This is a genomic window from Agromyces sp. NPDC055520, from assembly GCF_053619715.1.
Genome location: NZ_JBSHJY010000001.1, coordinates 251,788 through 276,352, shown reverse-complemented (window position 1 = coordinate 276,352; position 24,565 = coordinate 251,788). Strand labels below are relative to the sequence as shown.

Sequence of the window (24,565 nt, the reverse complement as noted above, 5' to 3'; positions counted from 1 at the left end):
AGCAGAGCCCGTATACCGGCGGCGCGGCGTGCCGCCGACTCCCCCGGTAGTCGAGACTCTAGTCTGCACTCGTGCCCGACTCAGCGCCCCCGCTCCCCCCCGAGTTCGAGGCCGCCCTCGCATCGCTGAGGGCCGCCGCTCCGAGGACGGAGCTGCGCATCTCGGAGATTCCCGCCCCGGGCTCGCTCGCCCCGAACGCGGTCGCGCTCTCGGCCGACGTCACGCCCAGCCGTCATGACGACTCCGAACTCGGCACCGGCCGATTCGTGCTGCTGCACGACGAGAGCGAACCCGAGGCGTGGGGCGGCCGCTTCCGGGTCGTGTGCTTCGCCCAGGCGCCGCTCGAGACCGACATCGGCCTCGACCCGTTTCTCGCCGACGTCGCGTGGTCGTGGCTCGTCGACGCCCTCGACGCCCGGAATGCGCGGTACATCGCGGCCTCGGGCACGGCGACGAAGATCCTCTCGACCGGCTTCGGCGAGCTGGCCCGTCAGGGCGACGGTGCGCAGATCGAGCTGCGGGCGTCGTGGACCCCGCTCGATTCGACCATCGCCCCGCATGTGGAAGGCTGGGCTGAGTTGTTGTGCATGCTCGCAGGTCTGCCGCCCCGTTCAGAAGGGGTGACGCCCCTGCCCCGTCGGAGGACGAACCGTGGATGAATTCCAGGTGATCGAGACCCCGGCCGCCTTCGAACAGGCAGTCGGGCTGATTCTCGACGGCGAGGGGCCGATCGCGGTCGACGCCGAACGGGCGAGCGGGTTCCGCTACTCGCAGCGGGCCTACCTGATCCAGATGTACCGGCGCGGCTCGGGCACGTTTCTCTTCGATCCGCCGCAGATCCCCGACTTCTCGGCCCTGCAGCACGCGATCCACGCCGAGGAGTGGGTGCTGCACGCCGCGAGCCAAGACCTGGCCTGCCTTCGCGAGGTCGGTCTCGACCCCGAGCGCATCTTCGACACCGAGCTCGCCGCGCGGCTGCTCGGCATGCCGCGCGTCGGACTGGCCTCGGTCGTCGAAGAGCTGCTCGACATCAAGCTCGCCAAAGAGCACTCCGCATCCGACTGGTCGACGCGGCCCCTGCCGCAGTCGTGGCTGAAGTACGCGGCACTCGACGTCGAGCTGCTCGTCGACGTGCGCGAACGGCTCGGCGTCAAACTCGACGAAGACCACAAGGCCGAACTCGCGCACGAGGAGTTCGAGGCCGTGCTGCACCGGGCCGCGAAGCCGCCGGCCGCCGAGCCCTGGCGACGACTCTCGGGCATCCACGCGATGCGCAGCCCCCGCAATCTCGCGGTGGCCCGCGAACTCTGGCTCTCACGTGACGCGCTCGCGACCGAGCTCGACGTCGCGCCAGGTCGCCTGGTTCCGGATGCCTCGTTGCTCGCCGTCGCCCGAACTCTCCCGTCGACCCGGCGCGCGCTCGCCGATCTGCGCGAGTTCAACGGCCGCGCCAGCCGCACAGAGCTCGACCGCTGGTGGGGCGCCGTCGAACGCGGTCTCACGACCACCGAGCTGCCGCAGGTCCGGGTGCCGAGCGACGCTCCTCCCCCGCCGCGGGCCTGGTCTGCACGTCATCCTGACGCCGACGCGCGGCTCAGGCTCGCGAAGGCCGCCGTGACCGAGATCGCCGAGCAGATGAACATGCCCGTCGAGAACCTGCTCACGCCCGACCACTTGCGCCGGGTGGCGTGGACGCCGCCGACCGAGACGACGGCGGAGGCCATCGGCGGCGCGCTGTCGGCGCTCGGCGCGCGCCCCTGGCAGATTGACGCAACCGCACAGATTATCGCCGATGCATTTGTGGAGGCGGCACAATCCCTCGAGGACGCCACCTCCGACGCTTCGTAGGTTCCGTCAAGCGATACAGCGCCTCCACAGCGGCATTCGTAGGATCGAAGCAACTGACCGAAAGTGAGCTGCAGCGTGGCTGATCAAGCTGAAGTCGTCTTCGTCGATGGGGTTCGCACCCCGTTCGGCAAAGCCGGCGAAAAGGGCATGTACTGGAACACCCGGGCCGACGACCTCGTCGTGAAGGCGATCGTCGGGCTCCTCGAGCGCAATCCGAACATCCCGAAGGACCGCATCGACGACGTCGCCATCGCCGCGACGACCCAGACCGGCGACCAGGGCCTCACCCTCGGCCGTACGGCCGCGATCCTCGCCGGGCTCCCGAAGACGGTTCCCGGCTTCTCGATCGACCGCATGTGCGCCGGCGCCATGACGGCCGCCGCCATGATGTCGGGCTCGATCGGCTTCGGCATGTACGACATCGCCATCGCCGGCGGCGTCGAGCACATGGGCCACCACCCGATGGGCTCGGGCGTCGACCCGAACCCGCGGTTCCTCAGCGAGCGCCTCGTCGGCGAGGACGCCCTCGTCATGGGCGCGACGGCCGAGCGCATCCACGACCGGTTCCCGCAGCTCACCAAGGAGCGCAGCGACCGCTTCGCCCTCGCGAGCCAGCAGAAGACGGCGGCGGCCTACGCCGCGGGCAAGATCCAGCAAGACCTCGTGCCGGTGGCCATCCGCACCGAAGAGGGCTGGGGCCTTGCCACGCGCGACGAGGTCATGCGCCCCGAGACGACGCTCGAGGGCCTCGCGGCCTTGAAGACGCCCTTCCGCCCCCACGGCCGCATCACGGCCGGCAACGCCTCTGGCCTGAACGACGGTGCGACCGCCGCGATCCTCGCCTCGGGTGCCGCGGTGAAAGAGCTCGGCCTCTCGCCGAAGATGAAGCTCGTCAGCTACGCCTTCGCGGGCGTCGACCCCGAGATCATGGGCATCGGCCCGATCCCCGCCACTGAGAAGGCGCTGCGCAAGGCGGGCCTCTCGATCGACGACATCGGCCTCTTCGAGATGAACGAGGCGTTCGCGGTGCAGGTGCTCTCGTTCATGGACCACTACGGCATCGCCGACGACGACCCCCGCGTGAACCCGTGGGGCGGCGCCATCGCGGTCGGCCACCCCCTCGCCTCCTCGGGCGTGCGCCTGATGAACCAGCTCGCGAGTCAGTTCGCCGAGCGCCCCGACGTGCGCTACGGCATCACGAGCATGTGCGTCGGCCTCGGCCAGGGCGGCACCATGGTCTGGGAGAACCCGAACTACGACAAGAAGGCGAAGACGGCCCGATGACCGACTACACGAAGATCGACTTCGACTCGCTCGCCGCCCTCTCCGACGACGAGGTCGTCACGCACTCGTTCGTGCGCGACGTGCCGATCTCGGGCGGCAAGACGCTCGCCCTCGTCACGCTCGACAACGGCCGCGACCACACGCGCCCGAACACGCTCGGTCCGGTCTCGCTGCTCGAGTATGCGAAGACCCTCGACGAGCTGAAATCGCGCGCCTCGGCCGGCGAGATCCACGCCGTCGCCATCACGGGCAAGCCGTTCATCCTCGCAGCGGGCGCCGACCTGTCGAAGGTCGCCGAGATCCCCGACCGCGAGACCGCGCGCAAGATGGGCCAGCTCGGCCACTACGCCCTCGGCAAGGCCGCAGAGCTCGGCGTGCCCTCGTTCGTGTTCATCAACGGCCTCGCCCTCGGCGGCGGCCTCGAGATCGCGCTGAACGCCGACTACCGCACAGTGGATGCCTCGGTGCCCGCCGTCGCCCTCCCCGAGGTGTTCCTCGGGCTCATCCCCGGTTGGGGCGGCGCCTACCTCCTGCCCAACCTCATCGGCATCGAGAACGCCCTCAAGGTCGTCATCGAGAACCCGTTGAAGCAGAACCGCACGATGAAGGCCGACGACGTGATGGAGCTCGGCATCGCCGACGCGAAGTTCAACTCGGTCGCGTTCCTCGAGGACTCGATCAAGTGGGCCGACGGCGTCGTCTCGGGCCGCATCAAGGTGAAGCGCCCGAACGAGCCCGGCAAGGTCGAGCGTCTCGTCAAGTGGGACGCCGCGATCGCGATCGCCACGAAGATGCTGAAGAGCCGCATCGGCTCGGTGCCGAAGTCGCCGTACGCGGCGCTCGAGCTCATGAAGGCCGCCAAGAGCGGCACGATGGCCGAGGGCTTCGAACGCGAAGACGAGGTGCTCTCCGAGCTCATCGTCGGCGACCAGCTGCAGGCCTCGATCTACGCCTTCAACCTCGTGCAGAAGCGGGCCAAGCGACCCGCGGGCGCGCCCGACAAGGCGATCGCCAAGAAGGTCACGAAGGTCGGCGTGCTCGGTGCCGGCTACATGGCGAGCCAGCTCGCCCTGCTCTTCGTGCGCCGCCTGCGGGTGCCCGTGGTGATCACCGACATCGACCAGGCACGCGTCGACAAGGGCGTGGCCTACATCGCCGAGGAGATCGACAAGTTGCTCGTGAAGGGCCGCATCTCCCCCGACGAGGCCAATCGTCTGAAGGCGCTCGTCACGGGCACCACCGACAAGGCCGACTTCGCCGACTGCGACTGGGTCATCGAGGCCGTCTTCGAGGAGCTCGAGATCAAGCAGAACGTCTTCGCCGAGGTGGAGCAGTTCATCTCGCCCGAGGCCGTGCTCGCCACGAACACCTCGTCGCTGTCGGTCGAGCAGATCGGCGCGAAGCTCGCGCACCCCGAGCGCCTGGTGGGCTTCCACTTCTTCACCCCGGTCGCGGTCATGCCGCTGATCGAGGTCGTGAAGACGCCGCACACCGACGAGGCGACGCTATCGACCGCCATGGTGACCGCGAAGAACCTGCGCAAGAACGCCGTGATCACGGCCGACACGCCCGGCTTCGTCGTCAACCGGCTCCTGGCCGTGCTGCTCGGCGAGGCGATGCGCGCGGTCGACGAGGGCACCTCGTTCCAGACCGTCGACGAGGCGATCGCGCCGCTCGGCCTGCCCATGGCGCCGTCGGCGCTGCTCGACCTGGTGGGCCTGAAGGTCGGCGCGCACGTGCTCGATACCCACCACGCCGCGTTCCCCGAGCGGTTCTACCGCAGCGAGAACCTGCACAAGCTCGCCGACTACGGCAAGCTGCTCGACAAGGACGACAAGGGCAAGGTCAAGGGCTTCGACAAGGGCGCCCTGAAGCTCGTCGCCGGCGGCAAGAACCCGCGTTCGGCAGGCGACATCCTCGTGGCCCTGCAAGACGGTCTGGCCCGAGAGGTGCGCCTCATGCTCGACGGCGGCGTCGTGGCAGCAGCCGAGGACATCGACCTCTGCATGGTGCTCGGAGCCGGTTTCCCGTTCCAGATGGGTGGCCTGACGCCGTACCTCGACCGGGTCGGTGCGTCCGAGCGCGTCTTCGGCGACACGTTCCACCACCCGACGATCACGGGCGTCGGCGCGTAGCCCCAGCTCGATGAGAACGGCCCCCGGCGAGAGCCGGGGGCTGTTCTCATGCCGGGCCGCCGGGCCGCGGGGCCACGCGGCATCCGCTCGCAGGGGTAGTCCTGCACGTCGGCCCACGCGGGCCACGCGGCATCCGCTCGCTTCGACGGCGCGCGAACGCACCGCCGCAACTTCGGTGATCTGCACGAAATCGGGCGCGATCGCCTGAGGCGTCCGAAGTTGTCGTGATCTCCGACCCTGTGGCGAAGACGGGGCGGTGTCAGACGCGCGGCTGCGGGCGCGTGTCGGTCGAGACGCCCGCCTCGGCGTCGAGGCCGGCGCCTCGCGCGTGCGGCAGCTTGGAGCCGAGCACCATCGCGGTCACATCGCGCGCGATGTGCTGGGGCGTGAGCCCGACCCGCTCGAGGATGTCGCTGCGCGCGCCATGGTCGAGGAACTCGTCGGGCAGGCCGAGCTCGGTCACCGCCGTGTCGACGCCGGCCTCGCGAAGGTCTTGGCGGATGCGCGTGCCGATGCCGCCCACGCGCACACCGTCTTCGATGCTCACGACGATGCGGTACTCGTCGGCGAGGTCGATGACGCTGCGCGGAACGGGCACGACCCAGCGCGGATCGACGACCGTGGCACCGATGCCCTGTGCTTCGAGCCGCTCGGCGACCTGCAGACCGGTCTCGGCCATCGGACCGACGGTGACGATGAGCACGTCTTTGCGCTCGGACTCGACGAGCACGTCGACGCCGTCGTCGGTGCGTCGCACCGCATCGAAGTCGACACCGACCGTGCCCTTCGGGAAGCGGATGACGGTCGGCGCATCGTCGACGGCCACGGCCTCGCCGAGCTCTTCCACGAGACGCACCGAGTCGCGTGGCGCAGCGATGCGGATGCCGGGCACCACCTGCAGGATCGAGAGATCCCACACACCGTGGTGGCTCGGTCCGTCGGGGCCGGTGACGCCGGCGCGATCGAGCACGAAGGTCACGCCCGCCTTGTGCAGCGCGACGTCCATGAGCACCTGGTCGAAGGCGCGGTTGATGAAGGTCGCATAGACGGCGACGACCGGGTGCAGGCCGCCGAATGCGAGGCCCGCGGCGGATGTCGCGGCGTGCTGTTCCGCGATGCCGACGTCGAACACCCGGCTCGGAAAGCGCTCGGCCATGCGATGCAGGCCGGTCGGCCGCAGCATCGCCGCGGTGATGCCGACGAGACGCTCATCGCGCTCGGCGAGGTGCATGAGCTCGTCGGCGAAGACGCTCGTCCACGACGGCGCCGCCGCGGTCTCGAGCGACTCGCCCGTCTCGGGGTCGATCTGCCCGACGGCGTGGAACTGGTCGGCGACGTCGCGACGGGCGGGCTCGTAGCCACGCCCCTTGTCGGTGATGGCGTGCACGATGACGGGCGCACCGTAGTCTTTGGCCTGTCGCAGCGCGGCCTCCATGGCGCGCTCGTCGTGGCCGTCGACCGGACCGATGTACTTGATGTCGAGGTTCGAGTACAGCGCCTCGTTGTTGGTGAAGCGGGCGAGGAACCCGTGCAGGCCACCGCGGACGCCGCGATAGAGGGCCCTGGCCGGCCCGCCCATGCGATCGAAGGCCCGACGGCTCGACAGGTGCAGGTTGCGATAACCCTGCTTCGTGCGCACGGTGTTGAGGAACCGCGCCATGCCGCCGATCGTGGGAGCGTAGGAGCGGCCGTTGTCGTTGACCACGACGACGAGGTTGCGCGTGTTGTCGTCGGAGATGTTGTTGAGCGCCTCCCACGTCATGCCGCCGGTGAGTGCACCGTCGCCGACCACGGCGACGACGTGCCGGTCGTTCTGACCGGTCATCTCGAAGGCCTTCGAGATGCCGTCGGCCCATGACAGCGAACTCGACGCATGCGAGCTCTCGACGATGTCGTGCTCGGACTCGGAGCGTTGCGGGTACCCGGCGAGGCCGCCGGTCTTGCGGATCGTCGAGAGATCGCGGCGACCGGTCAACAGCTTGTGCACGTACGACTGGTGCCCGGTGTCGAAGACGATCGCGTCGCGCGGCGACTCGAAGACGCGGTGGATCGCGATGGTCAGTTCGACGACGCCGAGGTTCGGGCCGAGGTGCCCGCCCGTCTTCGAGACGGACTCCACGAGGTATTCGCGGATCTCGCGCGCCAGCTGCTCGAGCTGTGCGGGGCTCAGCACATCGAGATCCCGGGGTCCCGAAATGGTCTCGAGCAGGGTCATGCAATTGCCTCCGGATGGTCGCGGGCGCTGCCGCCGATCGAAAACGAGTCTACGCCGGGCTTCATGCGAAGCCCGGCAGTGCGGGAAGCCGGGCAGAGAAGGGGGCGGCCGGCACGCAGCCGACCGCCCCCAGGATCTCAGTGCGAGCGCTCAGACGAGCGAACGCAGTACGTACTGCAGAATGCCGCCGTTGCGGTAGTAGTCGGCTTCGCCCGGCGTGTCGATGCGCACGACCGCGTCGAACTCGACCGTCGCCTTGCCGGGAGCCGAGTGCTCGCTCGGCGCGGCGACGACGTGCACGGTCTTCGGCGTGACGCCCTCGTTCAGCTGCTCGAGGCCCGAGATCGACACGACCTCGGTGCCGTCGAGGCCGAGCGACGCCCAGCTCTCGCCTGCGGGGAACTGCAGCGGCACGACGCCCATGCCGATGAGGTTCGAGCGGTGGATGCGCTCGAAGCTCTCGGTGATGACCGCCTTGACGCCGAGCAGGCTCGTGCCCTTGGCCGCCCAGTCGCGCGACGAACCCGAGCCGTACTCCTTGCCGCCGAAGATGACGAGCGGGGTGCCCTGAGCCTGGTAGTTCTGGCTCGCGTCGTAGATGAACGACTGGGGCGCATCGGCCTTGGTGAAGTCACGCGTGTACCCGCCCTCGACCCCGTCGAGGAGCTGGTTCTTCAGCCGGATGTTCGCGAACGTGCCGCGGATCATGATCTCGTGGTTGCCGCGGCGCGAGCCGTAGGAGTTGAAGTCCTTGCGATCGACCCCGTGCTCGGTCAGGTAGTGACCTGCCGGGCTGTCGGCCTTGATCGAACCGGCCGGACTGATGTGGTCGGTCGTGACCGAGTCACCGAGCTTGGCGAGCACGCGGGCGCCGACGATGTCGGCAACCGGGGTCGTCTCCATCGTCATGCCGTCGAAGTACGGGGGCTTGCGCACGTACGTCGACTCGTCGTCCCACTCGAAGATGGCGCCCGTCGGGGTCTCGAGGTTGCGCCAGCGGTCGTCGCCCTCGAACACGCTCGCATACTGCGTGACGAACATGTCCTTGTCGATCGAGGTGTCGATCGTGTGCTGCACCTCGGCGGCGTCGGGCCAGATGTCTTTCAGGAAGACCTCGTTGCCCTCGGTGTCGGTGCCGAGCGAGTCGACCTCGAAGTCGAAGTTCATCGAACCCGCGAGGGCGTACGCGATGACGAGCGGCGGGCTCGCGAGGTAGTTCATCTTGACGTCGGGGTTGATGCGGCCCTCGAAGTTGCGGTTGCCCGAGAGCACCGCGGTGACCGCCAGGTCTTGCTCGTTGACGGCCGCCGAGATCTCGTCGAGCAGCGGGCCCGAGTTGCCGATGCAGGTGGTGCAGCCGTAGCCGACGGTGTAGAAGCCGAGCGCTTCGAGGTCGTCGGTGAGGCCGGCCTTCTCGTAGTAGTCGGTGACGACCTTCGAGCCGGGCGCGAGGGTGGTCTTGACCCACGGCTTGGCCTTCAGGCCCTTCTTCGCCGCGTTGCGGGCGAGGAGGCCCGCGGCGAGCATGACCGAGGGGTTCGACGTGTTGGTGCACGAGGTGATCGCGGCGATCGCGACCGCGCCGTGGTCGAGCACGAAGGTCTCACCGGTGCCGAGCGTGACGTCGGTCGGCTTCGACGCCGATGCCGGGGCGTGGCTCTTGTGGTGGTGCTCGTGGTGGCTGTACTCGTCTTCGGGCGAGTTGCCGGGCGGGTCGGAGGCCGGGAACGACTCGGCGCCCTCGAGGTCGACGAGATCGTGGTCGACCGTCGCGTAGTTCAGCAGGTCTTTCTCGAAGGCGCTCTTGGACTCGGAGAGCTCGATGCGGTCTTGCGGGCGCTTCGGGCCGGCGATCGACGGAACGACGGTCGAGAGGTCGAGCTCGATGTACTCGCTGAACTCGGGCTCGGTGTCGGCGTCGTGCCAGAGCTTCTGCACCTTCGAGTACGCCTCGACGAGGGCGAGCTGCTCGTCGCTGCGGCCCGTGAGACGCAGGTAGTCGATCGTCACGTCGTCGATGGGGAACATCGCGGCGGTCGAGCCGAACTCGGGGCTCATGTTGCCGATGGTCGCGCGGTTGGCGAGCGGCACGGAGGCCACACCGGACCCGTAGAACTCGACGAACTTGCCGACGACGCCGTGCTTGCGCAGCATGTCGGTGATCGTGAGCACGACGTCGGTCGCGGTGACGCCCGTGGGAATCTCGCCCGAGAGCTTGAACCCGACGACCTTGGGGATGAGCATCGACACGGGCTGGCCGAGCATGGCGGCCTCTGCCTCGATGCCGCCGACGCCCCAGCCGAGCACGCCGAGGCCGTTGACCATCGTGGTGTGCGAGTCGGTGCCGACGCAAGTGTCAGGGTAGGCGCGCAGCACGCCGTCGACGGTGCGGGTGAACGTGACCTTCGCGAGGTGCTCGATGTTGACCTGGTGCACGATGCCGGTGCCCGGCGGCACGACCTTGAAGTCGTCGAAGGCCGTCTGGCCCCAGCGGAGGAACTGGTAGCGCTCGCCGTTGCGCTCGTACTCGATCTCGACGTTGCGCTCGAGTGCGTTCTCGGTGCCGAAGAGGTCGGCGATCACCGAGTGGTCGATGACCATCTCGGCCGGCGCGAGCGGGTTGATCTTGTTGGGGTCGCCGCCGAGGCCGACGACCGCCTCGCGCATGGTGGCGAGATCGACGATGCAGGGCACGCCGGTGAAGTCCTGCATGATCACGCGCGCGGGCGTGAACTGGATCTCGGTGTCGGGCTCAGCCGTCGGCACCCACGAACCGAGGGCCTCGATCTGCTCTTTGGTGACGTTCTTGCCGTCTTCGGTGCGCAGGAGGTTCTCGAGCAGCACCTTGAGGCTGAACGGGAGCTTCTCATGCCCCGGCACGGTGTCGAGTCGGAAGATCTCGTACGACTCTTCACCGACGCGGAGCGTGTCCTTCGCCCCGAAACTGTTCACTGCAGACACGATGTCCTCTCCTTCACGGATGCCGCCGGACATGCCGACGGCACTCCATCTTCTCCGTCAGACATGGGGCTGTTCCAGCAAGGGTAACCTAAGCCGCTTGCCAGCCGACAGGCCTCGCACGGTGTGCTGATTTATCTTGACGTCGAGATAACTCTATCACTCGGCGGTGCGAGCGGATGACGGGTAGACGGCCCGCACGACGAGCCAGGAGAAGATCAGCACGAGCGCATAGAGCGGCAGACCCATGAGCAGGCGCATGGCGCCGAGCGCCTCGACGTTGTCGGCGAGGTAGAAGGGCAGCTGCACCGCCAGTCGCGCGACGAAGAGGCCGATCCAGACGATGGTGAGGAACTGCGCCGCGCGGTACTTGCGCTTGTCCTGCTTCCACGCGAGGCCGTCTCCCATGAGGAAGCCCACGATCAGCCCGATGGCCGGCCACCGCACGACGAGCGAGACCGTCAGTGCGAGCGCGTACCCGGCGTTCGTGAAGAACCCGAGCACGTAGTTGTCGCGAGCATCGCCCGACCAGAGGGCGAGCGCCGCCGAGGCGAGCACGCCGATCAGGCCGGCGATGGCCTGCGTCGGCTGCCCCTTGGCCACGAGACGAGCGAGCGTGAAGAGCACGGCGAGGCCGATGGATGCCACGAGCGCAGGTACGAGCGCAGCCTGCGGGTCCTGACCGGCGAAACTCGTGAGACCGCTGTAGACGAGGAGGAACACGAGCCCGGGAAGCAGCGCCTCGAGGATGCCGCGCACACCCCCGACCGCGGTCAGCAGGTCGCGGCCGCTCAGCTTCTCTTCGCGCGCGAGCGCGCCGAGGCCGCTCTTCTCGGCGGCGGCGGCGAACTGCCGGCCGAACTCGCCGGGCGCGTCGACCCCGGGCGCGTCGCCTGCTTCGGTCGCGTCGACGCCGTCGGGCCGACGTTCCGCCGCGGCATCCGCTCGCTCACCCTCGTCTGGGCGCGGCGAACCCGACGGATCCGTCATCTCGGTCACACCGTGGGGGCGCCGGCGGAGGACGCCGGCATGCGCAGCGGGATGAGATCGCGCGGCGGCATCGGCGTGGTGCCGCGCACCACGACGATCGATCGGAAGAGGTCTTCGACCTTCGCTGCGGCGGTGGGATCGACCGCCGCCTCACCCGCGATGACACCGCGGAGGAACCAGCGCGGCCCGTCGACGCCGACGAAGCGGGCGAGTCGCATCTGACCCTGCTGACCCTCGCCCGCCGCGACGGGGATCTGCGCGAGCAGTTCTGGGCCGAACGAACCTTCGCGCACGGTCGTCGAGCCGCCCTGGCGGGCGATCTGGTCGGCGATCTGCGCACGGATCTCATGCCACAGCCCACTCGAACGCGGGGCCGCGAACGGCTGCACCTGCAGCGTCGAGTTCGCATAGTCGAGGCCGATCGCCACGACGCGCTTGGTGCCCTCTTCGACCTCGAGACGCAGGTGCAGGCCCTCGCGCGGCAGCACCTTCACGCCGCCGAGGTCGACGTAGGGGCGAACCGGGTTCGCCTCGGCCTCGTCGAAGGGACCCGCCTCTGCGCGGTCTTCGGGGGCCGACTTGGGCTGTTCGACGGGCAGCTCGCCGCCGATTTCGATGTCGCTCACGCGTTCACTCCTTGCTTGTGCTCCCCGAATCCCGTGGAACCGAATCCCCCCTCGCCGCGCAGGCTGCCGGGCAGCTGCTCGACCTCGACGAACCGGGCCCGGCTCACCGGCATCACGACGATCTGGGCGATGCGATCGCCGACCTCGATCGCATGCGACTCGCGCGCGTCGGTGTTGAGCAGCGCGACCTTGATCTCGCCGCGGTAGCCGGCGTCGACGGTGCCGGGCGCATTGACGATCGTGATGCCGTGCTTGAAGGCCAGACCCGACCGGGGCACCACGAAGGCGACGAAGCCCTCTGGCAGGGCGATCGAGACGCCGGTGCCCACCGTGGCCCGCTCGCCGGGGCCGAGCACGACGGCCTCGGAAGCGTGGAGATCGGCGCCCGCGTCGCCCGGATGGGCATAGCTCGGCACGCGCTCTGCGGTGATCAGCACATCGACGGAATCGGTCACTGTTCGAGGGTAGTGCAGAAGTCTGGTCGAATAGAGCCATGCCCGACTACCGCGAGAAACTCTGGCCGACGCCATGGATCTACATCGCAAGCCTGCTGCTCGTCCCCTCCAGCATCCTCGTGCTGGCGCCCGTCTCGATGCCGGCCGGCATCGCCACCGGCGTCATCCTCTACGGCGCCACGGTCGCCGCACTGAGCGTCACCGCTCCCGTCATCGAGGTGGCGGGCGGCCGGTTGCGGGCCGGTCGCGCCACGATCGCGCTCGCAGACACCGGCACCGCGGTCGGGGCGACGGATGCCGCGGCTCGCGCTGAACGCGGCACGGGTCTCGACGCCCGGGCCTTCCTCGTCATCCGCGGCTGGGTGACGCCCGTCGTGCGGGTACCGATCACCGATCCGTCGGATCCCACGCCGTACTGGCTCGTCTCGACGCGTCATCCGAAAGAACTGGCCGCCGCGATCAATGGATCGCGACGGCCTGAAGGTACCGAGCCGAGCGTCTAGGACGCGCACTCCAAGCAGATCGGTCCGAGCTTCGTCTCGTGGTCCATCTGCGAGCGGTGCTTCACGAGGAAGCAGTTCACGCAGGTGAATTCGTCGGCTTGCGGCGGGAGCACCACGACGTCGAGTTCGACGTCGGAGAGATCGGCACCAGCGAGGTCGAACCCGCCGGGGTTATCGGCGTCGTCGACATCCACTACGCCCGACATCTTGTCGGGGACGCGCTCCTTGAGGGCCTCGATCGACTCTGAGTCGTCTTCGGTCTTCCTCGGTGCGTCGTAATCCGTTGCCATTCCCATCCATTTCTTCATCGCCGATGATTCGGCGGGCATAGTCTGCATCAAATCGGTGGCGTAAGCAAACCACTTTCGCAGCGTTTCCCCAGCTGCATCGTGCTCAACTTCCGGCGCGCCCGCGCTATTCCCACGAGCACCCATCCGGACGTGGCATCCTTGGGCGGAGACGAAAGCACGGAAGGGCTTGTCGCGATGCAGGAACTCAAGGTAATCGGAGTCGAGAACGGCGCGTTGCTCGCCGCCTCCGACGATGGAGCACGCTTCCGGATCGAGATCGACGAGGTGCTGCAATCCCGCATCCGTCAGGCGCAACCCGAGCAGCACACCGGCCCCAAACCCTCGCCCCGCGAGGTGCAGGCGCACATCCGTGCAGGAATGTCGGCCGAAGAGGTCGCCCAGGTCACTGGAGCCTCGATCGACTACATCCGCCGCTTCGAGGGGCCCGTGCTCGCCGAGCGCGAACACATGGTCACGTCGGCGCTCGCCGTGCCCGTGCACGTGACGGCGGAGTCCGATCCCGCCGATGAGCAGCCCTCGTTCGGCGGCGTCATCCGCGAGCGACTCGCGCAGCTCGGCGCCCACGGCGAACGATGGGCGAGTTGGAAGGACGAAGAGCGCGGCTGGATGGTCAAGCTTGAGTTCACCGCCGAGACCATCGACCACGACGCGCGCTGGAGCTTCGAGCCCCGCAAGCAGTCGCTGCAGCCGCTGAACTCCGAGGCGATCACGCTCTCGCAACAGGGCGAGATGAAGGGCGGGCTCATCCCCCGCCTGCGCGCCGTCGGCCCCGAATCGGAGGAGTCGCGCTTCGACAGCGGCGCCTTCACGTTCGAGGAGCCCGCCGAGCACGGCGACTTCGACACGCAACCACACCTCGAGCCGCTGCCGTATGCACGGACGCCCCAGGCGTCGAGCCCGGCCGTCGCGCGGGCCGCGATCAAGCGAGCCGACGAACCGAAGCAATCACTCGGCGAGACGGCCGATCTGCTCGAGGCCCTCCGCCGTCGGCGCGGCGAACGCGAGGCCGCCGTCAGCGAGCCCGAGCGATCGCATGCCCCCGCGGCCTCCACGACGCCCGTGCACGACTCAGGCGAACCCGAGCAGGCCGCGGAAGAGAAGCCCGGCGCTGCCGCCCGCGGCATCTGGGGCGGCAAGGGCGTCACGGCGAGCCCCGGCGCTCGCGGCGGTGCCAAGAAGGGCCGCGCGTCGATGCCGAGCTGGGACGAGATCGTCTTCGGCGCACGCACCGACGACGACCTCGCCTGAGGCTCGCTGCGTCGCCCGGTCTCCAGACACCCGTCGGCGAGCTCGTCGCCGTCAGGCGGGTTCGGGGTCGCGATCCCGCTCGTCGTCGCTCGTGCGGTCACCGGTCGCCGCTGAGGGCTGCACGGTGCGTGCCGCGGGCCGGCCGAGCCACAGCATGAGCACTCCACCGACGACGAGCCCCCAGAACGCCGAGCCGATGCCGGCGATCGCAACGCCCGAGGCCGTCACGAGGAAGGTGCCGATCGCGGTGATGCGCTGGGTGGGGTCTTCGAAGGCGCCCGTCACCGAGGTCACCATGGCGCCGAGCAACGCGAGCCCTGCGACCGCGGTGATGATGATGGGCGGCGACGCCTGCACGACTGCGGCCGCGAGGCCCGCACCGGCACCGAGCACGAGGTAGACGACGCCCGAGGTGAACGTGGCCACCCATCGCCGCCGCGGATCGGGGTTCGCCTCGGGGCTCGCCATGATCGCGGCGGTGATGGCGGCGAGATTCAAGGCGTGAGCGCCCGCGAACGCCGCCCCCGCCGACGCGACGCCCGAGGCCACGAGCACGGGTCGCGGCGCCAGACGGTAGCCGAAAGTAGACATCACGGCGAAGCCCGGCACGTTCTGGCCGGCCATCGTCACGATGAAGAGCGGCACACCGAGGCTCACGATCACGAACGGGTCGAAGACGGGCGCCGTGAACTGCAGTTGGGGGTGCACCGCCTCGCTCTCGAGCACCGCGGGCCCCGCGATGACGGCGATGCCGACGACCGCGACGAGCATCGCGGCGGGCACCGCCCAGCGCGGGGCGAGGCGGGCCAGCAGCAGCCAGACGATCACCATGGGCACGGCGATCGCCGGCTGCTCGACGGCGGCGAACACGGGCGCCAGGCAGATCGGGAACAGGATGCCGGCGAGCATCGCGCTCGCGATCGGCTTCGGGATGCTCGTGATCGCACGTCCGAGCGCGGGCCAGAGCCCGGAGAGCACGATGAGCACGCCGCAGACGATGAACGCACCGATCGCGGCGGCGAACTGCTGCGTGGTGGCCGCTGCCGCAACGAGGAGCGCGGCGCCGGGGGTCGACCACGCGAACGAGACGGGCATGCGGGTGACGAGCGGCACCACGATGCAGAGCAGGCCCGTGCCGATGCAGAGCGCGAAGAGTCCCGACGCGGCCTGCGTCTCGGTGGCACCGACCGCCCTCAGCCCGGCGATCACGAGTACGAACGAGCTCGCGAAACCCGTGATGGCCGCGATGACGCCGGCGACGACGGTCTGGAAGATGGGCGGCGCTCGCTCTCGACCGGGCTACGCGGACTTCTCGGTGCGACGCTGCTTGGCGTGCGGCACGATCGTGGGTGCGGCGTTGTCGAGCACGGCGGCCTTGGTGACCACGACGCGGGCGACACCGGTGGAGGACGGCACCTCGAACATGATCGGGCCGAGCACCTCCTCCATGATGGCGCGAAGCCCACGGGCGCCGGTCTGGCGCAGCACCGCGAGGTCGGCGATCGCCTGCAGCGCCTCTTCTTCGAAGTCGAGTTCGACGCCGTCGAGCTCGAACATGCGCTGGTACTGTCGCACGAGCGCGTTGCGGGGCACCGTGAGGATCTCCATGAGCGCCTCGCGATCGAGCGGCGTCACGGTCGCGACGACCGGAAGGCGACCGATGAACTCGGGGATGAGACCGAACTTGTGGAGGTCTTCGGGAAGCACCTCGCTGAAGATGTCGGCTTCGTCTTCTTTGTTGTGCAGCGGTGCGCCGAAGCCGATGCCGCGCTTGCCCGCCCGCGACGAGATGATGTCTTCGAGTCCGGCGAAGGCCCCCGCCACGATGAACAGCACGTTCGTCGTGTCGATCTGGATGAACTCCTGATGGGGGTGCTTGCGGCCGCCCTGCGGCGGCACCGAGGCGACCGTGCCCTCGAGGATCTTGAGCAGCGCCTGCTGCACGCCCTCGCCCGAGACGTCGCGCGTGATCGACGGGTTCTCGGCCTTGCGGGCGATCTTGTCGACCTCGTCGATGTAGATGATGCCCGTCTCGGCGCGCTTCACGTCGAAGTCGGCGGCCTGGATGAGCTTCAACAGGATGTTCTCGACGTCTTCGCCGACGTAGCCGGCTTCGGTCAGCGCGGTGGCATCGGCGACGGCGAAGGGCACGTTGAGCTGCTTCGCGAGCGTCTGCGCGAGGTAGGTCTTGCCGCAGCCGGTGGGCCCGATGAGCAGGATGTTGGACTTCGACAGCTCGACGTCGTCACGCGCGTCGGCGGAGGTCAGGGTCGTGCGGGCGCGGACGCGCTTGTAGTGGTTGTAGACCGCGACGGCGAGCGCCTTCTTCGCAGCCTCTTGGCCGATGACGTATTCCTCGAGGAAGCCGAAGATCTCTTTCGGCTTGGGCAGCTCGAACTCGCCGGCCTCGGTGTCGCCGGCCTCGGCGAGGCGCTCCTCGATGATCTCGTTGCAGAGCTCGACGCACTCATCGCAGATGTAGACGCCTGGTCCGGCGATGAGCTGCTGCACCTGCTTCTGGCTCTTTCCGCAGAACGAGCACTTGAGCAGGTCGGCGCTCTCTCCGATGCGTGCCATCGAAACCCTCCCTGTCGACGAGTCTGTTCCGAGCCTAGCCCGAGATCGGGCCGATCGAGGGTAGCCCGCGGGATTCGACACGCTCGGCTGTTCGCGCGTCGCGAACCGGACCCGGGCCGACGGGCATGGGCGCGCCGCGGCATCCCGAGACGACGAAACGCGGCGGACGGCGCGGCTCTCATGCAGCCGACCGTCCGCCGCGTTCGTTCACGGCGGTGCGCCCTATCGCGTGATCTCGGGCACGCTCTTTCGCGAGGTGAGCACCTGGTCGATGAGGCCGTACTCGAGCGCCTCTGCAGCCGACAGGATCTTGTCGCGGTCGATGTCGGTGTGCACCTGCTCGGGCGAGCGGTTCGAGTGGCGCGACAGCGTCGCTTCGAGCCACTCGCGCATGCGCAGGATCTCTGCGGCCTGGATCTCGATGTCGGACGCCTGACCGTGCCCCGCCTCGCCCATGGCGGGCTGGTGGATCAGCACTCGCGCGTTCGGCAGCGCGAGGCGCTTGCCGGGCGTGCCCGCGGCGGCGATCACCGCTGCGGCCGACGCCGCCTGACCGAGCACGACCGTCTGGATGTGCGGACGGATGTACTGCATCGTGTCGTAGATCGCCGTCATGGCCGTGAACGAGCCGCCGGGCGAGTTGATGTACAGGATGATGTCGCGGTCGGGATCCATCGACTCGAGCACCAGCAGCTGCGCCATGATGTCGTCGGCCGAGGCGTCGTCGACCTGCACGCCGAGGAAGATGATGCGGTCTTCGAACAGCTTGGCGTAGGGGTCTTGACGCTTGTAGCCGTAGGCCGTGCGCTCCTCGAAGCTCGGCAGGATGTAGCGCGAGCCCGGTGCCTGGACGCCGTTGAAGGCGGTACCACCGAAAGCGGGGATGTTCATTCGCTCGTTCTCTCTTCTCTCGAGTGCCTACGCCTGGTCGGTTCCGCCGCCGCCGGCCACGTCGAGGGCCGACTCGCGGATGTGGTCGACGAAGCCGTACTCGAGGGCCTCCTGCGCGTTGAACCAGCGGTCGCGGTCGCCGTCGGCGTTGATCTGCTCGACGGTTTTGCCGGTCTGCGCCGCCGTGATCTCTGCGAGCCGCTTCTTCATGTCGAGGATGAGCTGCGCCTGCGTCTGGATGTCGCTCGCGGTGCCGCCGAAGCCGCCGTGCGGCTGGTGCAGCAGCACACGGGCGTTGGGCGTGATGTACCGCTTGCCCTTGGTGCCGGCCGTGAGCAGCAGCTGGCCCATCGAAGCGGCCATGCCGATGCCGACGGTGACGATGTCATTCGGCACGAACTGCATCGTGTCGTAGATCGCCATGCCGGCAGTGATCGAGCCACCGGGCGAATTGACGTAGAGGAAGATGTCTTTCTTGGCATCTTCGGCGGCGAGCAGCAGCAGTTTCGCCGCGATCTCGTTGGCGTTGTCGTCGCGCACCTCGGAGCCAAGCCAGATGATGCGGTCTTTCAGCAGTCGATCGAAAACACCGGTGCCTGGTGTCGGTTCGGCCATGTGTCGCTCCGTTTCCGTTGTCGCGTTCACTCGAATCTATCCGGTGCAACGCACGCGAACGGGGCTGTTCGCCCTAGGCGGATGCCGCGAGCTCCGCAGCGTATGCGGCGAGCGACACGCGGTACCGCTGCAGGTGCGGTGCGAGGGCCATGAGGGCTTCGGATGCCGCGTGGCGGGCGTCGCCAGCATCGACCCGCGCGAGGGCGCGGAACGCGACGACCGCGTCGCACAGCTCCCCGGCCTCGGGCGCCCGAGTTCATCGCACTCCCCTGGTCTCGATGTGCTCCCGCGACGGTTCGAACGCAGGAGGGGCCGAGCGAATCGCCCGGCCCCTCCTGTCGTTTCGATGCTCGATTATTCGGCGTCGGCCTTCTTGGCAGCGCGCTTCTTCGGCGCGGGCTTCTCGGCAGCGGCCTCGGCCTCGTCAGCAGCGGCGGCGGCCTTCTTGGGCGCGCGCTTCTTCGGCGCGGGCTTCTCGGCGGCCTCGGCCTCTTCGACGATCTCTTCAGCCTCGTCGACGACCTCTGCCTCGGCCTCGGCCTCGGCAGCGGCCACGGCGGTGAACTCCGAGAGGTCGACGGGCTTGCCCGCGGCATCCGTCACCTTCGCCTTGCCGAGCGCGATCGCGAGCGCCTTGTTGCGCGCGACCTCGCCGACCATGGCGGGGATCTGGCCGTTCTGGCTGAGGATCTGCACGAACTCGTTGGGGTCCATGCCGTACTGGGCTGCGCCCTGCACGAGGTACTGAGTCAGTTCGTCCTGGCTGACCTGCACCTCCTCGGCCTCGGCGATCGTGTCGAGCAGGATCTGCGTCTTGAACGCCTTCTCGCTCGACTCGGCGACCTCTGCGCGGTGCTCGTCGTCTTCGAGGCGGTTCTCGTTCTCGAGGTGGCGGTGCACCTCGTCGTCGATGACGGCCTGTGCGACGGGAACCTCGACGAGCTCGAGGAGCTTGTCGACGAGGAGGTCGCGGGCCTGGCTGCCCTGACCGAACGACTTGTTGCGGGCGACCTGCTCTTTGAGGCTGTCGGTCAGCTCGGCGAGCGTGTCGAACTCGCTCGCGATCTGCGCGAAGTCGTCGTCGGCTGCGGGGAGCTCACGCTCTTTCACCGCAGAGACGGTGACGGTGATCTCGGCGGTCTCGCCTTCGTGATCGCCACCCAGGAGCTTCGACTCGAAGGTCGTGACCTCGCCGGCCGAGAGGGTGTCGAGCGCCTCGTCGATGCCCTCGATGAGGTCGCCGGAGCCGAGCTCGTACGAGATGCCGCTCGCGGTGTCGACCTCGGCGTCGTCGATCTTGGCGACGAGGTCGAGGGTCACGAAGTCGCCGGCCTTGGCGGGGCGGTCGACCGTGATGAGCGTGCCGAAGCGGCTGCGCAGACGATCGAGCTCTTCGGCGACCTCGTCGTCGGCGACCTCGACGGAGTCGACCGTGAGCTCGAGGCCGTCGTAGGCGGGCAGTTCGATCTCGGGGCGCACGTCGACCTCGATGGCCAGCAGCAGCTCGCCCGAGAAGTCTTTGTCGCTGGGCCACTCGACGATGTCGGCCTCGGGCCGGCCGAGCGGGCGCAGCTCGTGCTCGGCGACCGCGGCGCGGTAGAAGCCGTCGAGTCCCTCGTTGACGGCGTGCTCGAGCACGGCACCCTTGCCGACGCGCTGGTCGACGATGGGCGGCGGCACCTTGCCCTTGCGGAAGCCGGGCACGTTGATCTGCTCGGCGATGTGCTCGTACGCGTGGGCGATGCTGGGCTTCAGCTCCTCGGGCGTCACCGAGATGGTGAGCTTGGCGCGAGTGGGGCTCAGCTTCTCAACCGAAGTGGTCGGCATGTGGAAGTTCTCCTGTTGTGTGGAAGTTCGTGTCGAGTCGTGCAACTCGTCGGGGCGACAGGATTCGAACCTGCGACCTCCCGCTCCCAAAGCGGGCGCTCTACCAAGCTGAGCTACGCCCCGAGTCGCGACTCTCAACTCGTCGATTCAGCCGCGCGGGCATGCCGAAGCATGCGTCAGACGGATGGACCCCGGAAAGTCTACTGCACAGCTCGGGGCACTCGATGTGCAAGCGCCGAGCGTCGCCCCGCCGGTGCTTGTGGACGAGTTCGACGGACCGGACCCTCGCCGTGGCAGAGTGTCGCCATGACCGAGCACCCCGCCGATCGCCGCGACCTGCGACGCTGGCCCGCCTCCCCCGCGCACCTCATCGACACGACGCTCTGCCCGGCGTGCTTCAGCGTGCTCGGTTCGGCGGTGTGCGCCGGCTGCGGTCTCGACCTGTCGGTGCCGGCGGCCGCCGGGCTCCTCGGCGCCGGTCGCCGGGTGTTCGACGACGAGGTCGCGCGGCAATCGCTCATCACGAGCCTGCGCGCGGCGCAGGCGGTACGAGTCCGAGCTGTCGCAACGGGCGCGGCAGCGGTTGCGACACCGGCCGCCCCGACACCCGCCGCCCCGGCGCCGGTCGCCCCGACACCGGCCGCCCCGCCATCCGGTCGCTCGGGCGTGCAGGTGCTGCTCCTGACGCTCGGCGTCGTGCTCATCTCGATCACGGCGATCGTCTTCCTCTTCGTCGCCTACCTCGTCGCGAGCCTCGAGGTGCGCTCGGTCATCATCGCCGTCGCGAGCGTCGCCGTGCTCGGCGTCGCCTGGCTGCTTCGGGCGCGCCGCCTTCCGGGAACGGCGGAGGGCGTGGCATCCGTCGCCATCGTGCTGTTGCTGCTCGACGTCTGGATCGTGCGTGCCAACGCGCTGTTCGGCACCGACGCGATCGAGAGCGCCGCGTACACCGGCGGCGCACTGCTCATCGTCGCCGTCGCGCTCGTCGGCGTGCGCGCGGCGAGCGGCATCCGCGTCACCGGGTTCGCCGCTGCCGTGCTCGCACCGGTCGGCGTGTTCCTCCTCGCGAGCGAGGCCGCCCCCGACGATCAGCTCAGCACGCCGTTCCTGGTGGGGCTGCTCGCCGTCTCGCTGCTCGGCTCCGTCGCGGTGCTGCTGCCGGCCATGGTCGAGCGCGTGATCGTGATGGCGGCGGGCTTCTTCGCCGCAGCCCTCGCCTTCCTGCCGGCGTACTGGGCGGTGCCCGAGGTCGCCTGGAGCCAACTGTGGGAGTATCTCGCGGTCGCCGCCGCCTGGCTCATCGCGCTCGTCGCGGTGCGCAGACGGCGCGCGATGGCGCCGGCCTGGGGGCAGATCGCGGCACCGGCGTTCGGGCTGGCGCTCGCGCTCGCCCCGTCCGCGGCGATCTTCCGCGAGCTCGCGGACGAGCCCTCGCTGTGGCTCGCGCCGGCGGCCGCCGGCCTCGTCGCGAGCGTGCTCGCCGTGGGCACGCGACTGCAGGGCTCCCCGGCACGCGATGCGTTCGCGGCGGGCATGGCCGCGGTGCTCGTCGCCGGCGGTTCCGCAGTTCCCGGCGCGTTCCTCGGCCTCGGTGCGATCGGGTCGCGGCTCGCGGCCAGCGTGCCGCCGTGGGGTCTCGACGTCGCACAGCCGCTGTCGTCGGCCGCGCCCGACCACGACCTCGCGGTCGTGCTCGTGCCGTTCGTCGTCTCGGCCGGCGCGCTCGTCGTGACGATGCTGCTGCGCCGCGGCCGAGCGCTCGCCGCGATCCCCGCCGGAGCGGCGTTCGCGGGCGGCATCACCGCTGCCGCGGTCTCCCCTGGCCCGGGCATCGCCGCTGCAGTGCTGCTCGTGCTCGCCGCGGCCGCGCTCGCCATCGCCACGCGCCGTCTCGCGATCCCTGGCCTGCTCACGGTGCTCGCCGCCGCGGGTGTCGCGAGTTCCGGCCTCGCCTGGTGGGTCGGGTACTCGAGTTCGCCGGTGTGGCCGTGGGCGGTGGCGCTCGTGATCGTGCTGACCGTCGCCGGGCGCGTGCTCGCTGTTCGGGTCTGGCCCGCCACGACGGCTCCGGCGATCGGCGCCGCCCATCTCGCGATCGCCTCGACGCTCGTCGCGAGTGCGGTCTTCTCCATTCCGCTCTGGGTCGAGGCAGGGTTCTCCCCGCTCGTCGCCGCGTGGTCGTCGCCGTGGATGTGGCTCGCCACCGTCGCCGCGGCGCTGCTCGTCGCCGCCGTGTTCGTTGGCGTCGGCAGTGCGGTCGATCGCCTGGCCGCCGTGGTTCCGCTGTTCGCGGCATCCGTCGTCTCGATCTTCGGGCTCGCATTCGAAGCGGATGCCTCGTTGCGCTGGCTGCCCGCGGCGCTCTTCGTCGCCGCGGGAGTGCTGTGGCTCCGCCTCGGCACGCCCACGGCTCTTCGCGTCGCGTTCGCAGCCGTGGCGCCCATCGCCCTCGCGTTCGGCTCGGCTGTGGTCGTCGATCTCGTGTTCGGCCCCGAGTTCATCGGCATCGGCCTCGCCGGCGCCGCCCTGCTCGCCGCGGCTCTCGCGCACGTCGTGCCGCCACGCGCGGATCCGACCCGAGCTGTCTGGGCCATGGCCGTCGGGCTGATCGGCCTGACTGCGCTCGTCTCGGGTCTCTCGGGCCCCTTCTCCGTCGCGGAGCCATGGCTCGTCCTGCTGCTGCTCACCCCGGTACCGCTCGTGATCGCGGCACTCGACGGCGACCCGATCGGCGGCGATCGGCCGCTGCGGCATCTGAGCTGGGTGAGTCTCGGGCTCGGCGTCGCGACCGTGTGGACCCGGCTCTCGGGCGACGGGGTCGACGATGTCGAGGCGTACACCCTGCCGCTCGCCGCGGCCCTCGCCGTGACGGGCGGGCTCATCACCTGGCGGTGCACGGCCGGCACGGCCGGCACGGCCGGCACGGCCGGCACGGGTGCTCGAGGTGGCGCGCGTGCCGCCGACGGCCGCACGGCGTTGTTCGGGTCGGCGGCTGCCGTCGCGGTGCTGCCCAGCGTCGGCATGGCGGGCGACTCCGAGCTGCGCACCCTCATGCTCGTCGCCATCGGCCTCGTCCTCGCGATCGCCGCGTCGTTCCTGCCCGAGATCGCGCGCGGAGTGCCCGTGCGGCTCCTCGGAGTGCTGACCGGGTGGGTCGCATTCACGGGCGCCGCGCTCGTGCGTGGTTCGGCCGTCGCCTCGGGCGCGGTCGCGGGCGACGTCGCCTCGGGCGCAGTCGCGGGCGACAGCGTGCTCTTCACCGAGTTCTGGCCGCTCATCGCACTCGTGGCAGGCGCCGCGATCGCCCTGATCTGGGCCCGCACCGCGTCACGACCAGCCTGGCCGGCGGAGGTGCTGCTCGCGGCATCCATCGCCTTCGCAGCGGTGCCGACGCTCGTCGCGATCGTCTCTGACGACGCGCCGCTGGTGCGCGCGGCCGTGCTGTTCCCGGCGCTCGCGCTGGTGCACATCGCGAGTGCCGCGACGACCGCGCGACCGATCGCGGGTGCGGGGGTCGGGTGGACGACGCTCGGCGTGCTCGCCGTCGGCGGCACTATCGCACTCGCGTCGGGACACGTCGACCCGTTCGACCTCGTCACGGCCTCGCTCGGCGTCGCGCTGCTCGGCGCAGGCGTGTTCCGCATGCGGCGCTCCCCCGAGCTCGGCAGCTGGCCCGCGCTCGGGCCGGGGCTCGCCGTGCTGCTCGTTCCGCCGCTCGCGGCCGACTTCACCGATCCGGAGCTCTGGCGCATCGTGACGCTCGGGATGGTCGCGGTCGTCGCCGTCGCCGTCGGTGCGACGCGGCGACTGCAAGCGCCTCTGCTACTCGGAGGCGCGGTGCTGCTCGCGCACGCACTCGTGCAGCTCTGGCCGTGGATCACGGCGCTCTACGACGCCGACTGGTGGTGGCTGTGGCTCGGCGTCGCCGGGGTGCTGCTCGTCGTGCTCGCCGCGACGTATGAGCGGCAGCTGCGGCTCGCGCGCGGCACGATCCGGTCGATCGCGGCGCTGCGGTAGGGCTCGATCCGGCGCCGAGCGTGCGTGCGAAACGAGACAGGGGCCATCGTGTACTACGATGATCC

Annotated in this window: 19 protein-coding genes and 1 tRNA gene; 7 read left to right on the top strand and 13 right to left on the bottom strand. The window is 69.5% G+C overall.

From position 1 onward, the window contains the following. The first annotated feature begins 71 nt into the window (after positions 1-71). From ACWGST_RS01250 to ACWGST_RS01235, 4 genes are all read left to right on the top strand, one after another. Positions 72-659 carry a DUF3000 domain-containing protein gene (locus ACWGST_RS01250; RefSeq protein WP_452044817.1) on the top strand — a complete coding sequence of 196 codons (588 nt, stop codon included), beginning with the start codon at positions 72-74 and terminating at the stop codon, positions 657-659. After that, positions 652-1,848, top strand: coding sequence for a ribonuclease D (locus ACWGST_RS01245; protein ID WP_452044816.1), 1,197 nt, complete (start codon positions 652-654; stop codon positions 1,846-1,848). The genes ACWGST_RS01250 and ACWGST_RS01245 overlap by 8 nt, the downstream gene beginning before the upstream one ends. Before the next feature lie 75 nt (positions 1,849-1,923). Then, a complete protein-coding gene (locus ACWGST_RS01240; protein WP_452044815.1) occupies positions 1,924-3,132 on the top strand; it encodes a thiolase family protein in 1,209 nt (402 codons plus the stop codon). Next, complete coding sequence (locus tag ACWGST_RS01235; protein ID WP_452044814.1) at positions 3,129-5,267, top strand: 3-hydroxyacyl-CoA dehydrogenase NAD-binding domain-containing protein; 2,139 nt, start codon at positions 3,129-3,131, stop codon at positions 5,265-5,267. Before ACWGST_RS01240 ends, ACWGST_RS01235 begins: the two co-directional genes overlap by 4 nt. Positions 5,268-5,526: 259 nt before the next feature. Here the strand turns inward: ACWGST_RS01235 and dxs are convergent, their stop codons facing one another. From dxs to dut, 5 genes are all read right to left on the bottom strand, one after another. Beyond that, positions 5,527-7,482: a 1-deoxy-D-xylulose-5-phosphate synthase gene (dxs, locus tag ACWGST_RS01230; RefSeq protein WP_452044813.1), complete on the bottom strand. Its 1,956-nt coding sequence runs from the start codon at positions 7,480-7,482 to the stop codon at positions 5,527-5,529. Positions 7,483-7,632: 150 nt separating this feature from the next. Then, positions 7,633-10,443: an aconitate hydratase AcnA gene (gene acnA / locus ACWGST_RS01225; RefSeq protein WP_452044812.1), complete on the bottom strand. Its 2,811-nt coding sequence runs from the start codon at positions 10,441-10,443 to the stop codon at positions 7,633-7,635. Between the two features lie 156 nt (positions 10,444-10,599). After that, a complete protein-coding gene (locus ACWGST_RS01220; protein ID WP_452044811.1) occupies positions 10,600-11,430 on the bottom strand; it encodes a DUF3159 domain-containing protein in 831 nt (276 codons plus the stop codon). A 5-nt stretch (positions 11,431-11,435) separates the two neighbouring features. After that, entirely contained in the window at positions 11,436-12,056 is a 621-nt protein-coding gene (locus ACWGST_RS01215; protein WP_452044810.1) for a DUF3710 domain-containing protein, read from the bottom strand. Beyond that, entirely contained in the window at positions 12,053-12,511 is a 459-nt protein-coding gene (gene dut / locus ACWGST_RS01210) for a dUTP diphosphatase (protein ID WP_452044809.1), read from the bottom strand. Before dut ends, ACWGST_RS01215 begins: the two co-directional genes overlap by 4 nt. Positions 12,512-12,549: 38 nt before the next feature. Between dut and ACWGST_RS01205 the strand changes: the two genes are divergently transcribed. Then, positions 12,550-13,014 carry a DUF3093 domain-containing protein gene (locus ACWGST_RS01205; RefSeq protein ID WP_452044808.1) on the top strand — a complete coding sequence of 155 codons (465 nt, stop codon included), beginning with the start codon at positions 12,550-12,552 and terminating at the stop codon, positions 13,012-13,014. Here ACWGST_RS01205 and ACWGST_RS01200 read toward each other — a convergent pair. After that, positions 13,011-13,304 (bottom strand): DUF4193 domain-containing protein, encoded by a 294-nt coding sequence (locus tag ACWGST_RS01200; RefSeq protein ID WP_056009399.1) that lies wholly within the window; start codon positions 13,302-13,304, stop codon positions 13,011-13,013. The genes ACWGST_RS01205 and ACWGST_RS01200 overlap by 4 nt on opposite strands. A gap of 195 nt (positions 13,305-13,499) precedes the next feature. Here ACWGST_RS01200 and sepH point away from each other — a divergent pair, with 195 nt between their 5' ends. Beyond that, a complete protein-coding gene (sepH, locus tag ACWGST_RS01195) occupies positions 13,500-14,573 on the top strand; it encodes a septation protein SepH (RefSeq protein WP_452044807.1) in 1,074 nt (357 codons plus the stop codon). 51 nt (positions 14,574-14,624) lie between these two features. On the opposite strand, the gene ACWGST_RS01190 is transcribed toward sepH, so the two are convergent. From ACWGST_RS01190 to ACWGST_RS01160, 7 genes are all read right to left on the bottom strand, one after another. Continuing rightward, a complete protein-coding gene (locus ACWGST_RS01190) occupies positions 14,625-15,848 on the bottom strand; it encodes a benzoate/H(+) symporter BenE family transporter (protein ID WP_452044896.1) in 1,224 nt (407 codons plus the stop codon). Positions 15,849-15,872: 24 nt separating this feature from the next. Continuing rightward, positions 15,873-17,150 (bottom strand): ATP-dependent Clp protease ATP-binding subunit ClpX, encoded by a 1,278-nt coding sequence (clpX, locus tag ACWGST_RS01185; RefSeq protein WP_452044806.1) that lies wholly within the window; start codon positions 17,148-17,150, stop codon positions 15,873-15,875. Positions 17,151-17,372: 222 nt separating this feature from the next. Next, positions 17,373-18,041 (bottom strand): ATP-dependent Clp protease proteolytic subunit, encoded by a 669-nt coding sequence (locus tag ACWGST_RS01180; RefSeq protein ID WP_452044805.1) that lies wholly within the window; start codon positions 18,039-18,041, stop codon positions 17,373-17,375. 27 nt (positions 18,042-18,068) lie between these two features. Then, positions 18,069-18,656: an ATP-dependent Clp protease proteolytic subunit gene (locus ACWGST_RS01175; protein ID WP_452044804.1), complete on the bottom strand. Its 588-nt coding sequence runs from the start codon at positions 18,654-18,656 to the stop codon at positions 18,069-18,071. Between the two features lie 73 nt (positions 18,657-18,729). Next, entirely contained in the window at positions 18,730-18,888 is a 159-nt protein-coding gene (locus ACWGST_RS01170; protein ID WP_452044895.1) for a tetratricopeptide repeat protein, read from the bottom strand. A gap of 122 nt (positions 18,889-19,010) precedes the next feature. Next, positions 19,011-20,483 (bottom strand): trigger factor, encoded by a 1,473-nt coding sequence (gene tig / locus ACWGST_RS01165; RefSeq protein ID WP_452044803.1) that lies wholly within the window; start codon positions 20,481-20,483, stop codon positions 19,011-19,013. 49 nt (positions 20,484-20,532) lie between these two features. Further along, positions 20,533-20,606 (bottom strand) — tRNA-Pro (locus tag ACWGST_RS01160). Between the two features lie 183 nt (positions 20,607-20,789). Here ACWGST_RS01160 and ACWGST_RS01155 point away from each other — a divergent pair. Next, on the top strand, positions 20,790-24,500 hold the full coding sequence (locus tag ACWGST_RS01155; protein WP_452044802.1) for an SCO7613 C-terminal domain-containing membrane protein: 3,711 nt from the start codon (positions 20,790-20,792) through the stop codon (positions 24,498-24,500). Positions 24,501-24,565: the final 65 nt, after the last annotated feature.

Coding starts and splice junctions, on each gene's coding strand:
- ACWGST_RS01235 (WP_452044814.1), top strand. CDS start 3,129: ATGACCGACTACACGAAGATCGACTTCGACTCGCTCGCCGCCCTCTCC.
- dxs (WP_452044813.1), bottom strand. CDS start 7,482: ATGACCCTGCTCGAGACCATTTCGGGACCCCGGGATCTCGATGTGCTG.
- ACWGST_RS01220 (WP_452044811.1), bottom strand. CDS start 11,430: ATGACGGATCCGTCGGGTTCGCCGCGCCCAGACGAGGGTGAGCGAGCG.
- ACWGST_RS01205 (WP_452044808.1), top strand. CDS start 12,550: ATGCCCGACTACCGCGAGAAACTCTGGCCGACGCCATGGATCTACATC.
- ACWGST_RS01200 (WP_056009399.1), bottom strand. CDS start 13,304: ATGGCAACGGATTACGACGCACCGAGGAAGACCGAAGACGACTCAGAG.
- sepH (WP_452044807.1), top strand. CDS start 13,500: ATGCAGGAACTCAAGGTAATCGGAGTCGAGAACGGCGCGTTGCTCGCC.
- clpX (WP_452044806.1), bottom strand. CDS start 17,150: ATGGCACGCATCGGAGAGAGCGCCGACCTGCTCAAGTGCTCGTTCTGC.
- ACWGST_RS01180 (WP_452044805.1), bottom strand. CDS start 18,041: ATGAACATCCCCGCTTTCGGTGGTACCGCCTTCAACGGCGTCCAGGCA.
- ACWGST_RS01175 (WP_452044804.1), bottom strand. CDS start 18,656: ATGGCCGAACCGACACCAGGCACCGGTGTTTTCGATCGACTGCTGAAA.
- tig (WP_452044803.1), bottom strand. CDS start 20,483: ATGCCGACCACTTCGGTTGAGAAGCTGAGCCCCACTCGCGCCAAGCTC.
- ACWGST_RS01155 (WP_452044802.1), top strand. CDS start 20,790: ATGACCGAGCACCCCGCCGATCGCCGCGACCTGCGACGCTGGCCCGCC.